A 12,626-nucleotide genomic window follows, 5' to 3' on the forward strand; every position below is an offset into this window, starting at 1 on the left:
CCTCAGGCACCGCCCCGAAAAACGGATTGCGGTTTTCGGGAAAGACGACGCAAACACAGATGGCTGGATCGTCGGACCGGAAGGTCCGGTCTGACGATTTGACGTTGCCGGGTTTCTAGCGAACCGGATCCAGGAACGGCGTGTCCGGCTCGCTGACATAGAAGATCACCACTTTCAGCATCTCGTTGCCGCGGTTGTAGCCGGTCATCTTGACGTTCGGCGGTTCGAGCAGCGATTCGCCGGCCTTCACTGTCACGGCCGTGCGCCCCTGCATTTCCAGGGTGAAGGCGCCTTCGATGACATGGACCGTCACCGGGAAACGGTGCGTATGGAACGGTGTCCTGTCTCCCGGCTTGATCATGGCGGTCATCACCCTGATTTCCTGCTGGGGACCGGTCGGCATTCCCGGAACCACTGTCTTGAGCACGAGTTCAGGGCGCGCCAGCCGTTCGGTTTGGGCGGCGGCCGGCAGTGAGGCGAGGGCGCAGGCGGCGAGCGGCAGGCAACGCATGATCTCCTCCTCTGATCGCGACAATCCTGCTGCCATCATAGCCGCCTGCGCCGCCGCAGGCCCGGCCCATCTTGCCTGCAAAGAAAAACCCCGGATGCTTGCGCATCCGGGGCAGGTGCCTGGCCGTATCGCGTGACCAGGTGGGAGGAACGATTGAGATCACCAGCCAGCGAGCACGTTGCCCTTGAAGCGCTCGGTGACGAAGGCCTTGATCTCGGGTGAGTGATAGGCTTCGACCAGGGTCTTGACCCAGGGCTTGTCCTTGTCAGCCTCGCGCACGGCGATGACGTTGACATAGGGGCCCTTCGGGTCTTCGCGCAGGATGGCCGAGGTCGGCTCGATCTTGGCGTCGACGGCGTAGTTCGTGTTGATCGAGGCGGCCCCGACATCGGCGAGCGAGCGCGGCGCCTGCGCCGCATMGATTTCGATGATCTTCAGCTTCTTCGGATTGGCGGTGATGTCGGCGACGCTCGGCTTCACGCCGACGCCGTCCTTCAGCTTGATCACGCCCTTGTCCTGCAGCAGCAGCAACGAGCGGCCGCCATTGGTCGGGTCGTTCTGGATGGCGACGGTCGCACCATCGGGAATCTCGGCCCAGCTCTTGTACTTCGACGAATAGATCCCGAGCGGGAAGTTCACGGTCAGGCCGACGCTGACCAGCTTGTAGCCGCGGTCCTTCACCTGGTTGTCGAGATAGGGCTGGTGCTGGAAGGAGTTGGCCTCCAGCTCGCCTGCATCCAGAGCCTGGTTCGGTACGACATAGTCGGAGAACTCGACGATCTTGATGTCGAGGCCCTTCTTGGCGGCGATCGGCTTCACCTTCTCGAGGATCTCGGCATGCGGGCCGGGCGAGACGCCGATGCGCAGCGTCTGGTTCTGCTGGGCCAGGGCCGGCACCGAGAGGAGAAGGGCGAGGCCGGAGGCGGCAAGCGCGGCGCGGCGGGTCAGATTGATCGACATGATGTTTCCTTGCGGCTGTTTGAACGGTTGAGGACGGATTGGCTCAGACGTGGCGCAGGCGCTTGTTGAGGCGCCGGGCAAGCCGGTCGCCGATGCTCTGCACGGTCTGGACGAGGACGATCAGCACGGCGACGACGACGGCCATCACGTCCGGCATGAAGCGCTGGTAGCCGTAGCGGATGCCGAGATCGCCGAGGCCGCCGCCACCGACGGCGCCGACCATGGCCGAGAAGCCGATCAGGCTGACGATGGCCAGCGTCAGTCCGAGTGTGATCGCCGGCAGTGCTTCGGGCACCAGGACCTTGCGCACGATCTGCAGCGGGCTCGCCCCCATGGCGCGCGCGGCCTCGACCAGGCCCTGATCGACTTCGCGGATGGCGCCTTCGATCAGTCGCGCGATGAAGGGGGCGGCGGCGACGGTGAGCGGGACCATGGCAGCATTGGTGCCGATCGAGGTGCCGGCGAGCAGCCGGGTGAAAGGGATGATCGCGACAACGAGGATGATGAAGGGCGTCGAGCGCGTGGCGTTGACGAGCACGCCGAGCACGGCGTTGACGGCGGGCGCGGCGAAGAGCTCACCACGTTTGCTGGTCGCCAGGAAGACGCCGAGGGGCAGGCCGATCAGCGTACCGATCCCGGCTGCGACYGCAACCATGAGCAGCGTGTCGGCGGTCGCCTGGGCGATGAGGCGGATGAGTTCAGGAGACATGGCCGATAACCTCCGCCTTGAGTTCGAGGCTCTTCAGGGCGCCGAGCACGGCAGCGAGTTCCGGCTCATGGGCCGTGACCGAGACGAGCAGGCTGCCAAAGGGCTGGCCCGCAATGGCATCGATCCGTCCGGCGAGGATGTTGACATCGACGCCGACGATCGAGCTCAGCCGGCTGATCACCGGGGCCGTCGCATTCTCGCCGATGAAGGTGATGCGCAGCAGGGCGCTGTCGCCTGGACGTGCCTCCGGCCTGACCCGGCCGGCGAGATGGGCGGGAAGTTCGACACCGGTCACCGTCTCGACGAAGCGCGCGGTGGTCGGGTGCTTGGGCTGGGTGAAGACGGTAAAGGTCTCGCCTTCCTCGACGATCCGCCCGCCCTCGATCACTGCAACGCGGTCGCAGATCTCCTTGATCACCGGAATTTCGTGGGTGATCAGCAGGATGGTGATGCCGAGCTCGCGGTTGACCCGCTTCAGCAGGCCGAGGATCGACTGTGTGGTCTCGGGGTCCAGCGCCGAGGTCGCCTCGTCGCAGAGCAGCACCTTCGGCTCGGTCGAAAGCGCGCGGGCGATACCGACGCGCTGCTTCTGGCCGCCGGAGAGTTCGGCCGGATAGCGTTCGCGCTTGTCGGACAGGCCGACGAGATCGAGCAGCCGCGTGACCTGGCGTTCGATCTCGGCCCTGGGCGCGCCTGCAATTTCAAGCGGCAGCGCGACATTGTCGAAGACGGTGCGCGACGAGAGCAGGTTGAAGTGCTGGAAGATCATGCCGATCGTCCGGCGCCGCGCCCGCCAACCGGCTTCGGTCAGCCCTGTGACATCCTCGTCCTCGATCAGGATGCGGCCGGAACTCGCCCGCTCCAGACCGTTKACCAGCCGGATCAGCGTGGACTTGCCGGCGCCGGAGCGGCCGATCACCCCGAGAATTGCGCCGCGCGGCACGGTGAGATCGATACCCGAGAGCGCAGTCACGGCGCCTTGCCMGGAGCGGCCGGAGAAGATTTTGCCGACATTCTCGAACCGGATCGCCGGCTCGGGACTGAAAACGGGGTTGGCACCGACGCTGAAGGCGTCGGGCTTCACGAGAGCGTTCATCATAACCTCAGAGGAGCGTGTGGCAGGACCAGTGCGAGATGCCGAGCTGTTCCAGCGTCACGTCGTGGATGGAGCGGCGTGTGTTCTCGTCTTCGTCCACTCGCTCCTGGGTCGAAGATGGTGCGAGCGCGGTGGAAAGGGCCCGGTCGAGCCAGTCCCGCAGCAATGCGCTCAGGGTCGTGATCAGCGGCATCGGCCTGCCCCCGCTATGACGCCAGCCGCAGCGCGGGACGGCGCTGGGAGGCGGCGAGTTGCCGGGCCGCGATCTCGGCAGCGCTTGGCGTTGCGAAACGGAGGCCCTCGAGTGCGCGAAAGGCGGACGAGGCGGAAATGAAGGTGAAGAAGCGTTCGTCGTTGCGGCGATTGACGAGACCGGCCTGGGTCTCGCCGATTTCGATGATGAATGCTTGCTGGGTCTGCGACTGGGTCATGGCTTACCTCCGCCGCATGGGCGGCGTTCGATTGGGCGGATCGGATTGGGAGAGGCCCCGGCGTCAGCCCGGGCGGTCTTTCAATGCAGGATCAGCATCGACAACAGCAGGCAGCCATCAGCATCGTGGCAGCGGACCGGCGCAAGGTCGAAACGGTCATGTTCATCTCCTCGTCACTGGAGCCCACGACCCGGTCGTGGCGCTTTAGCGTTTGGTGACGCGGCGCAAGCTGCTCGCTCAAATCTCCGCGGCCGCCGAACCATGTCCAGCGACAGTGCCAATTTGGGTGAAAGTGTCCTCTTTGTCAACCCGATCGTTCTTTTAAAGAAACGAATGAAAGGGAATGAATCTTTCGCGCGCCGTTGCCGAGGGGGCAGAAATCTCTCCTCGACCATCCCGCGGACCTCCCCCTGCGACAGAGCGCGGCTTGACGGAGAGCAGGTGACGAGGCCAAGTCGCGCCATGTCGGCCCTTGGTCCCCCGCTTGAGACGTTGCGCCGCTCCGTCCTCGGAGCCTGGCTTGCGGCCGTCTATGCGCTGGCCGTTCTGGCGGCAGGCCTGGCGCCGGCGTCAGCCTTTGCGGCTCATCCAGCGCTCGCAGGTGCGGTTCTGTGTTCCGGGCAGTCCGTCTCGGACACGTCCGAGGTTCCGGAGCCGGCGAATGGCGTCCAGCATTGCATTGGCTGCCCGATCAATCCTGCCCTTGCGATCCCTCCTGTACCGCCTCAGCCGGTGGGCGCGCGCCTTGCGGCCCCGCTGGAGCGCTCCGTTCCCATTCGGACGGATGCCATCCATGGCGCGGTCCTCGGGCTGCCGCAATCGCGAGCGCCGCCGATCGCATCCTGAACACGGTTTCGTCTCTCCCTCTCGTCTCGCGGCCAGCCGGACAGGCCGCCGCAAGCCGGGATTTCCGGCCATTCGCGAATGGCCGCGACCTCTTTCAGGACCATGCTGATGAACAAGCCCGTTCACTACCTCGCCGCGATCGCGCTCACACTCGCGAGCGCCGCCGCCTTCGCCCATGACTACAAGGCTGGCCCGCTGAAGATCGGCCATCCCTGGTCGCGCGCCACGCCGGCCGGCGCCAAGGTCGGCGGCGGCTACCTTTCGATCGAGAATACCGGTTCGACGCCCGACCGGCTGATTGCGGTCTCTGCGCCCTTCGCCGGTCGCGGCGAGATCCATGAAATGGCGGTCACCAATGGCGTGATGACCATGCGCGAGCTTGAAAAAGGTATCGAAATCCCGGCCGGCGCCAAGGTCGAGCTGAAGCCCGGCGGTTTCCACATCATGTTCCAGGAGCTGAAGCAGCCGTTGAAGCAGGATGAGCGCGTCAAGGGCACGCTGACCTTCGAGAAGGCTGGTGTGGTGGAGGTCGAGTTCAAGGTCGAGGGGATCGGCGCCAAGGGCGCAGCCGCCGAGCACACGCACTGAGCGCTTGAAGACAAGGCGATGGCCCCCTCTCGTTGAGAGGGGGCCATCGCGATTCCGGCCTTCAGAACCTGGCGCGCGGGTCGTGCTTTGCCAGCCGCGTCAGCAGATAGTCCACTTCCGCCTTGGCCGCGGCCGTCAGACCGGCGCCCGGCTTGCGCTGGGCGTCGCTGGCCAGGATGCCGCGCTTCATCATCGTATATTTGCGGACGGCAAGGCCGACACCCTGCTGCTGCTCGTAGCGCAGCAGGGGGAGGTGCGCGTCGAAGATGTCATGAGCCGCGTCGCGCTTGCCTTCGCTGGAAAGGCGGACGACGTCGATCAGCAATTCCGGGAAGGCATAGCCGGTATTGGCGCCGTCAGCCCCACGCTCCATCTCGAAATCGAGGAAGAGCCCGCCATTGCCTGTGAGGATCGCGATCTTGCGCAGGCTGCCTTCCGCCTGGAACTTGCGCAGCGTCGAGATCTTCTCGAGTCCCGGCCAGTCCTCGTGCTTCAGCATTACGCAGGACGGGTTGTCCTGGACGATGCGGCGGATCACGGCCGGCGTCATCACCACCGAGAGCGTCAGCGGGTAGTCCTGGATGACGAAGGGAATGTCGCTGCCGATCGCCTCGACGGCCTGGGCGTAATAGCCGACGATCTGGTCGTCGGTGCGCAGGCTCGGCGGCGGGGCGATCATTACGCCGCCGGCGCCGAGATCCATCACCTGCCGCGCCAGCGAGCGCATAGCCGCAAAGCCCGGCGCCGAAACGCCGACGATGATCGGCTTGCCACCCATCTTCGCGACGGCGCGCTTGACGAGCCCGACGGACTCTTCCGGTTCGAGCTTCGGCGCCTCGCCCATGATGCCGAGCACGGTGATGCCGTCAGAACCGATGCCGGCGTAGAAATCGAAGAGCCGGTCGGTGCTCGTCCAGTCGATGGCGCCATCGGGCGTGAAGGGGGTCGGCGCAATGGGATAGACGCCGCGGGCGTCAGGGGTCAGCTGCATGGTCAGGTTCCTCGAAGTCTCTTCAGGCGATCCGGGTGCGGACGGTGCCGACGCCGTCGATGGCGCCTTCCAGCACGTCGCCCTCGACGACGGCGGCGACACCTTCCGGCGTGCCGGTGAAGATCAGGTCGCCGGGAGCCAGCGCGACGAGGCCGGAAAGATAGGCGATCGTCTCCGGCACGCTCCAGATCAGCTTGGCGAGATCGGAGGTCTGGCGCACGCGGCCATTGACCGTGAGCTCGATCTTGCCGGCCGCGGGATGGCCGCTATGGCTCGCGGGCACGATCTCCCCGATCGGGGCCGACTGGTCGAAGCCCTTGCCCATGTCCCAGGGGCGGCCGGTCTTCTTGGCTTCGCCCTGCAGGTCGCGGCGGGTCATATCGAGCCCGGCCGCATAGCCATAGACATGCGAGAGCGCCTCGGAGACCGGGATGTCGCGCCCGCCGGTGCCAATCGCGACGACCAGCTCCATCTCGTGGTGCAGGTCCTTGGTCTTGCTGGGATAGGGCATGTCGGTGCCGTTGATCACCACTGCGTCCGCGGGCTTGGTGAAGAAGAACGGCTCCTCGCGGTCGGGATCGCCCCCCATTTCGCGGGTATGTTCGGCATAGTTGCGTCCGACGCAGAAGATGCGGCGCACGGGGAAGAGCCCGCCACCCGCTACCGGAACCGCGTTGATGGCGGGCGGTTCGATCACATAATTCGTCATGACGCAGCGCTCCCTCGATGTCGTGCCGTTCATGGGCGAGCGACGGGCGCGAAGCAAGGGGCCGGGCGCTCGTGGCGGGGCTGCGCGCCCGGCATTGCCACGTGACGGTTCAGGTGGATGCGGGAGCTTCTGGCGGCGTCGGCAGCAGCCGCTCGAGCACCGCGCGCAGTGCGCGCGCGGCGGCCTCGACATCGTCCTGCACGAACAGCGCGCCGATCACGGCAATGCCGTCAGCCCCTGCCTCGATGACCGAGGCCGCATTCATTGCCGTGATGCCGGCGATGGCTCCGACCGGGAGCGGCCCCAATGCGGCAGCAGCCTTGCGCCGCAGGGCCGTGAAGCCGTCGAGACCGAGCGAGGAGCCGGCATTGTCCTTGTGCGAGGTCTGGAAGACACCGCCGATGCAGGCATAGTCGATCTTCGCCGAGGCCAATGCGGAGAGTTCATCCTCATGCTTCAGCGTCGCGCCGATGATGGCGCGGGGCCCGAGCAGGCGGCGGGCATCGTTCGGCTTCATGTCGTCGGCGCCGAGATGGACGCCGTCGGCACCGGAAGCGAGCGCGACATCGACGCGATCGTTGATCAGCAGCGGCACCCTTGTGCCGTGCAGGGCCGAGCGGATGGCCCGGGCCTCGCGCACCATCTCGCGCGTCGTCTCGGTCTTGGCGCGCAGCTGGATCAGGGTGGCGCCGCCATCGACCGCGGCACGCGCCAGGTCGGCCAGCGAGCGCCCGGCCGCGATCTGCGGATCGACAATGCCGTAAAGGCGGATATCAACGCTCACCCGTGCTCTCCCATCCGTTCGCGCAGCGTGGCCTCGTCCATCCCTGCCAGCGCGTCGATCAGGTGCACGGCGAAGCTGCCGGGCCCTTGCGATGTCTCTGCCGCAATCTCGCCGGCGACGCCATAGGCGGTCAGCGCGGCGGCGGCCGCGACTGCCGGATCGCCCTCGACCGCGCAGCATGCCGCGATCAGGGCGCCCGCTGCGCAGCCGACCCCGGTGACCCTCGTCATCAGCGGATGGCCATGGGAGACGGACAGCATGCCGCCTGCGCGCATGATCCGGTCGACCTTGCCGGTGGTGACGAGCGTGAGGTTGCGCTCGCGCGCCGTCTTGAGATCGGCAGCAAGCGCGGCCATCTCGGTCGCGTTGCCGCGCACGACGATGTTCGGCAGGCGCAAGACCTCGCGCGCCACGCGCTGGCGCAGCGGCGAGAGTTCGACGAAGACCGGATCGAAGACCAGCGGTTTCTGTCGGTCGCGCGCGACCTCCAGCAGCTTCGGGATGGCGAGTTCGCTCTCGGCATTGATCGTGCCGATGTTGATCAGGATCGCGCCGGCGCCCTCGGCCATTGCCGCGATCTCGTCGACATGGATCGCCATGGACGGGATCGCGCCGAAGGCGAGCAGCATGTTCGCCGTAATGTTCTGCGCCACCGTATTGGTGAGGCATTGCACCCGCGGGCGGCTCGCTGCCACCCGCGCCAGCACGCCTGCAACGACCGTCGCGTCGAGGCGGGCCGCGGTCATCGTCGCGCTCATTCCGCCGCCGGCAAGTAGAGATTGCCGCCCTTGGCGAGGAATTCCTGCGATTTCTCCGCCATGCCCTCGAGCGCCGCGCGTTCGTTCTCGCCCATCGCCAGCACTTCGGCGCGCAGATCCTGCGTGATCTTCATCGAGCAGAATTTCGGCCCGCACATCGAACAGAAATGCGCGACCTTGTGGGCATCCTTCGGCAGGGTCTCGTCATGGAAGGAACGTGCCGTATCGGGGTCGAGCGCCAGGTTGAACTGGTCCTCCCAGCGGAAGTCGAAGCGGGCGCGCGAGACCGCGTCGTCGCGGATCTTGGCCGCTGGATGGCCCTTGGCGAGATCGGCGGCATGGGCCGCGATCCGATAGGTGATGACGCCGGTCTTGACGTCGTCGCGGTTGGGAAGGCCGAGATGCTCCTTGGGCGTGACATAGCAGAGCATGGCGCAGCCGAACCAGCCGATCATCGCCGCGCCGATGCCCGAGGTGATGTGGTCGTAACCCGGCGCGATGTCGGTGGTCAGCGGTCCCAGCGTGTAGAACGGCGCCTCGCCGCATTCGCGCAGCTGCTTGTCCATGTTCTCCTTGATCTTGTGCATCGGCACGTGGCCCGGGCCCTCGATCATCACCTGGCAGCCCTTGTCCCAGGCGACCTTGGTGAGCTCGCCCAGCGTCTCCAGCTCGGCAAACTGGGCGCGGTCATTGGCGTCGGCGATCGAGCCCGGACGCAGGCCGTCGCCGAGCGAGAAGGAGACGTCATATTTGCGCATGATCTCGCAAATCTCGTCGAAGCGCTCGTAGAGGAAGCTCTCCTTGTGGTGCGCGAGGCACCAGCGCGCCATGATCGAGCCGCCGCGCGAGACGATGCCCGTGACGCGGCTCGCAGTGAGCGGGACATAGGGCAGGCGCACGCCGGCATGGATGGTGAAATAGTCGACGCCCTGCTCGGCCTGCTCGATCAGCGTGTCCTTGAAGACCTCCCAGTCGAGCTTGATCGGGTCGCCGCCGACCTTCTCAAGCGCCTGGTAGATCGGCACCGTGCCGATCGGAACCGGCGAGTTGCGCAGGATCCAGGAGCGGATGTTGTGGATGTTGCGGCCGGTCGACAGGTCCATCACCGTGTCGGCGCCCCAGCGGATCGCCCAGACCAGCTTSTCGACCTCCTCGGCAGCGCCGGACGTCACGGCCGAATTGCCGATATTGGCGTTGATCTTGACCAGGAAATTGCGGCCGATCGCCATCGGCTCCAGTTCGGGGTGGTTGATATTGGCCGGGATGATGGCGCGGCCGCGGGCGATTTCCTCGCGCACGAATTCAGGGGTGACGAATTCCGGAACCGAGGCGCCAAAGCTCTCGCCATCGGCATGGCGCTCGCGTGCGCCTTCGAGCATCGCGGCGCGGCCGAGATTCTCGCGATGCGCGACATAGATCATCTCGGGCGTGATGATGCCGGCCTTGGCGAACTCGTACTGGGTCGCCATCTGGCCGGGCTTCGCCTCGAGGATCGGGCGTGGGGCCGGGCAGGCGGGAACGAGCTGTTCAGGCGAGATATGGCCGTTATCGGCGGCAGTGACGGCGCGGCCGGGCACGGTCGTGAAGCCGGAGGCATCGAGCCAGGCGCGGCGCGGCTGCGGCAGGCCGGCATTCAGGTCGATCGTGACATCGCTCTCGGTGAACGGACCGGACGGGTCGTAGATCCGGACCGGCGGCTCGGAATCGGTGGTGAGCTGAACTTCGCGGAAGGGCACCCGCATCTCGGGATGGTCCGGCGGCGCGACATAGATCTTGCGCGAGCCGATGATCGGTCCGGTCGTCACGCTTTGAGGGGCAGCCTTGACGGTATTCTTCTGGGGCTTGGTGTGGGCGTTCATGGGATCTCCTCCTTGGTCCAAGGTTCAGGAGATCCGGGTTTAGAAGCGGTCCAGTTGCTGTCTGCGGGTACACGTGTGGCGCACGCCGCGTTCCAGTCCCTCCGCCGGTATGACCCGGATCAGGTTCGACGGGTTCGGCTTTGGACGCCATCTCAGCTCTTGCGAGCACCCCTCGGAACGAAGCGGAGGTTAGGGCCGGCGGCTCTTGAACGCAACCGGCAAGGGGCGGGATGCGGCCCTGCCATGCGGCGCCGGAATGCCGGGCTCAGGCGAGAATGTCGACGTTCTGGCCCTGGCCAGCGGCAAGAGTAGCCTTCTGGGACTCGGCACTCTGCTGCAGCATATCCACGAGCGCCTGGTCGGACGTCGCCTGCTGCTTCACCATCGCTGTCTGCAAGGTCTGGCGGGTCGAGGCTGCCTGGCTTGCGGCAAAGCCCTGCGCGATCGCGACGGTTGTCTCACTCATCTCAACTCTCCTTACGACAGGTCTTAAGCCGGAGAGCTTGCTGATTCCTGAATCCCCTGATCCGGGGAGACCGGCGCGACGGTCGCCCGCCGCGCCGGTTCTATTGGTTCACTGCGGCTGATTCTGCCCGGCCAGCAGCGGGGTGATGCGTCGGAGCGTGACGCGGCGGTTCTCGCGGGCGGCCTCCTGCGTCTGCACCTTGAGATACTGCTCGCCATAGCCCTGCGTCGTCAGGTTCTCCGGCGGCACCTGGAAATCGCGCGTCAGGATCTCGGCGACCGATTGGGCCCGGCGATCCGAGAGCGAGAGGTTGTCGACATCCGAGCCGACGGCGTCGGTATGGCCCTCGACCAGGAAAACCTCGTTCGGCGCGCGCTGCAGTGCCTGGCTGATCGAGGCGGCAATCACCGAGAGCCGCTGCGCCTGGTTGGGGGTGACCTCCCAGGACCCGGTCTCGAAGGTTACCGTGTCGATATCGACGCTGCGCATGCGGGCGCGCAGGTCCGGCGAGTAGCGGACCTCGTCGAGCGTGTAGCGGCGCGGGATCGCGGCGATCGGCGGGGCGGTGATCGTCTCATAGATCAGGCGCTGGTCGGCCTGCTCGGCGTCGACGATATAGCGCTCGCGCGGGATCGGCAGCGGCGGCGGCGGCAGCACGACGACCTCGTCCGAGAAGCGCATATCCGGCCGATCGCGGCGGGTGTTGTCGATCATCACGATCTCATCGCCATCGCGCATGCGCCGGGTCCGGCGGATCAGGCGGCCATCCTCGTCGGTCACGGTGATGATGCGGCTGCCGTCCGGCCGTTCGAACACGGTGACGTTCTCGTCTCCGCGCCGTTCGGTCCGTCCCTGCCAGCCGAGGTCGCGGAAGCGCTCGGTCTCGTCGCGGCGGATGATGGCACGGTCGTCGTCGCGGATGATCGTGCGACCGGGCTCGCGAATGATCGTGACGTCGCCCTCGCGGCGCTCCTCGCGGCGCCCGCGGACATCGTCGAGGCGCGTCGCGCCCTGCGTCGCCATGATGCCGCCGAGTACGCCTACGCCAAGGCCGATCGCAGCCGCGCCACCGAGGCCGATGCCACCGCGACGGCCCTGCCGGTCAGGCGGGGGCAGTTGCCCGGGTCCAGCGGCTGGAGGCTGGCCGGCCGGAGGCGGAGCGAGCGTCTGGCCCGGCTGCGGCGGTGCAACGGGCGGCGGGACTGCGCCGGGCGCGCGACCGCCGGGGGGCGGGGCGAGCGGGGCTGCTGCCGGCGGCTGAGCGGGTAGCGGCGCCGGAACCTGACCGGGTGTTGCAGAAGGCGGTTGGCCGGCTGGCGGCGCGCCGGGCGCACGACCACCCGGAGGCSGCRCCAGYGGCTGGGTSRCGGGCGGCTGRGCTTGCGGRGCMGTTCCTGGCACCGGYGCTGGYGTCGGGCGAGCCGCCGGAGGCTGGCCCGGAGCTGCCGCTGGCGCCTGGCCGGCCGGTGGCGTGCCGGGCGCACGGCCGGCAGGAGGTGGCGCCAGCGGGGCGGTAGCGGGCGGCTGGGTTTGCGGAGCCGCTCCGGGAGCGCGTCCCCCTGCTGGGGGCGTCAACGGTGCGGTTGCCGGCGGCTGCGCCTGTGGGGCGGGAATCGGACGGGCTGCCGGCGGCTGCACGGGGGCCGGGACGGGCGGCTGGGCGCGCGGCGGCACGGCCTGAGGCTGGCTGGGCTGGGCTGGAGGAGCCGGGCGCGGCACCGCCGGGATTGGCTGAGGCGCGGAGGAGGGCGGGGGCGCGGGTTGCGGCCGTATGGCTGGTGGGCGTCCGGGTTCGCCGGCGCCCGGCGGCACGGGGCGCGGCATCTGCGGCTCGCGGCGCGGTTCAGGCGGCGGCGCGGCGGGTGGGCGTGGCTGCGCGGGTGGCGCTGCGCTTGGCGCCGGAGGCGCGACCGGCCGC

At 67.4% G+C, this 12,626-nt stretch carries 15 protein-coding genes and 1 riboswitch; of the genes, 2 read left to right on the forward strand and 13 right to left on the reverse strand.

The annotated features are described in order from the left end of the window. Positions 1–115: 115 nt before the first annotated feature. The 6 genes from AC1DJT_RS25935 to AC1DJT_RS25960 all read right to left on the reverse strand — a co-directional run bounded on the left by AC1DJT_RS25935 (position 116) and on the right by AC1DJT_RS25960 (position 3,707). Complete coding sequence (locus AC1DJT_RS25935; protein WP_476767577.1) at positions 116–511, reverse strand: cupin domain-containing protein; 396 nt, start codon at positions 509–511, stop codon at positions 116–118. Positions 512–670: 159 nt separating this feature from the next. Then, positions 671–1,471: a MetQ/NlpA family ABC transporter substrate-binding protein gene (locus AC1DJT_RS25940; protein ID WP_476835169.1), complete on the reverse strand. Its 801-nt coding sequence runs from the start codon at positions 1,469–1,471 to the stop codon at positions 671–673. A gap of 43 nt (positions 1,472–1,514) precedes the next feature. Then, positions 1,515–2,180 carry a methionine ABC transporter permease gene (locus AC1DJT_RS25945; protein ID WP_441506353.1) on the reverse strand — a complete coding sequence of 222 codons (666 nt, stop codon included), beginning with the start codon at positions 2,178–2,180 and terminating at the stop codon, positions 1,515–1,517. Continuing rightward, positions 2,170–3,276 carry a methionine ABC transporter ATP-binding protein gene (locus tag AC1DJT_RS25950; RefSeq protein ID WP_476835170.1) on the reverse strand — a complete coding sequence of 369 codons (1,107 nt, stop codon included), beginning with the start codon at positions 3,274–3,276 and terminating at the stop codon, positions 2,170–2,172. The genes AC1DJT_RS25945 and AC1DJT_RS25950 overlap by 11 nt, the downstream gene beginning before the upstream one ends. Before the next feature lie 7 nt (positions 3,277–3,283). After that, positions 3,284–3,469, reverse strand: coding sequence for a hypothetical protein (locus AC1DJT_RS25955; protein ID WP_441506351.1), 186 nt, complete (start codon positions 3,467–3,469; stop codon positions 3,284–3,286). A gap of 13 nt (positions 3,470–3,482) precedes the next feature. Continuing rightward, a complete protein-coding gene (locus AC1DJT_RS25960; protein ID WP_441506350.1) occupies positions 3,483–3,707 on the reverse strand; it encodes a hypothetical protein in 225 nt (74 codons plus the stop codon). 441 nt (positions 3,708–4,148) lie between these two features. Here AC1DJT_RS25960 and AC1DJT_RS25965 point away from each other — a divergent pair, with 441 nt between their 5' ends. Next, positions 4,149–4,553 carry a hypothetical protein gene (locus AC1DJT_RS25965; RefSeq protein ID WP_441490804.1) on the forward strand — a complete coding sequence of 135 codons (405 nt, stop codon included), beginning with the start codon at positions 4,149–4,151 and terminating at the stop codon, positions 4,551–4,553. 108 nt (positions 4,554–4,661) lie between these two features. Continuing rightward, positions 4,662–5,141 (forward strand): copper chaperone PCu(A)C, encoded by a 480-nt coding sequence (locus AC1DJT_RS25970; RefSeq protein WP_441506349.1) that lies wholly within the window; start codon positions 4,662–4,664, stop codon positions 5,139–5,141. A 61-nt stretch (positions 5,142–5,202) separates the two neighbouring features. On the opposite strand, the gene AC1DJT_RS25975 is transcribed toward AC1DJT_RS25970, so the two are convergent. The 7 genes from AC1DJT_RS25975 to AC1DJT_RS26005 form a co-directional block, all read right to left on the reverse strand. Next, the gene (locus AC1DJT_RS25975) at positions 5,203–6,132 is read right to left on the reverse strand and encodes a dihydrodipicolinate synthase family protein (RefSeq protein ID WP_476775014.1); all 930 of its coding nucleotides are present in this window, start codon (positions 6,130–6,132) and stop codon (positions 5,203–5,205) included. A gap of 22 nt (positions 6,133–6,154) precedes the next feature. Next, positions 6,155–6,841, reverse strand: coding sequence for a fumarylacetoacetate hydrolase family protein (locus AC1DJT_RS25980; RefSeq protein ID WP_441506347.1), 687 nt, complete (start codon positions 6,839–6,841; stop codon positions 6,155–6,157). Between the two features lie 109 nt (positions 6,842–6,950). Next, complete coding sequence (thiE, locus tag AC1DJT_RS25985; protein ID WP_441490808.1) at positions 6,951–7,625, reverse strand: thiamine phosphate synthase; 675 nt, start codon at positions 7,623–7,625, stop codon at positions 6,951–6,953. Beyond that, a complete protein-coding gene (locus AC1DJT_RS25990; RefSeq protein WP_441506346.1) occupies positions 7,622–8,371 on the reverse strand; it encodes a hydroxyethylthiazole kinase in 750 nt (249 codons plus the stop codon). Before AC1DJT_RS25990 ends, thiE begins: the two co-directional genes overlap by 4 nt. An 8-nt stretch (positions 8,372–8,379) precedes the next feature. After that, positions 8,380–10,242 (reverse strand): phosphomethylpyrimidine synthase ThiC, encoded by a 1,863-nt coding sequence (gene thiC / locus AC1DJT_RS25995; RefSeq protein WP_476835171.1) that lies wholly within the window; start codon positions 10,240–10,242, stop codon positions 8,380–8,382. A 78-nt stretch (positions 10,243–10,320) separates the two neighbouring features. Continuing rightward, positions 10,321–10,425: riboswitch (TPP riboswitch) on the reverse strand. Positions 10,426–10,507: 82 nt separating this feature from the next. Beyond that, the gene (locus AC1DJT_RS26000) at positions 10,508–10,708 is read right to left on the reverse strand and encodes a hypothetical protein (protein ID WP_441506344.1); all 201 of its coding nucleotides are present in this window, start codon (positions 10,706–10,708) and stop codon (positions 10,508–10,510) included. Between the two features lie 108 nt (positions 10,709–10,816). Then, positions 10,817–11,731, reverse strand: a complete 915-nt coding sequence (locus AC1DJT_RS26005) for an OmpA family protein (protein WP_476775011.1) — start codon at positions 11,729–11,731, stop codon at positions 10,817–10,819. Between the last annotated feature and the right edge of the window lie 895 nt (positions 11,732–12,626).

It is taken from the genome of Allobosea sp. 05T422_2 (genome assembly GCF_056396265.1).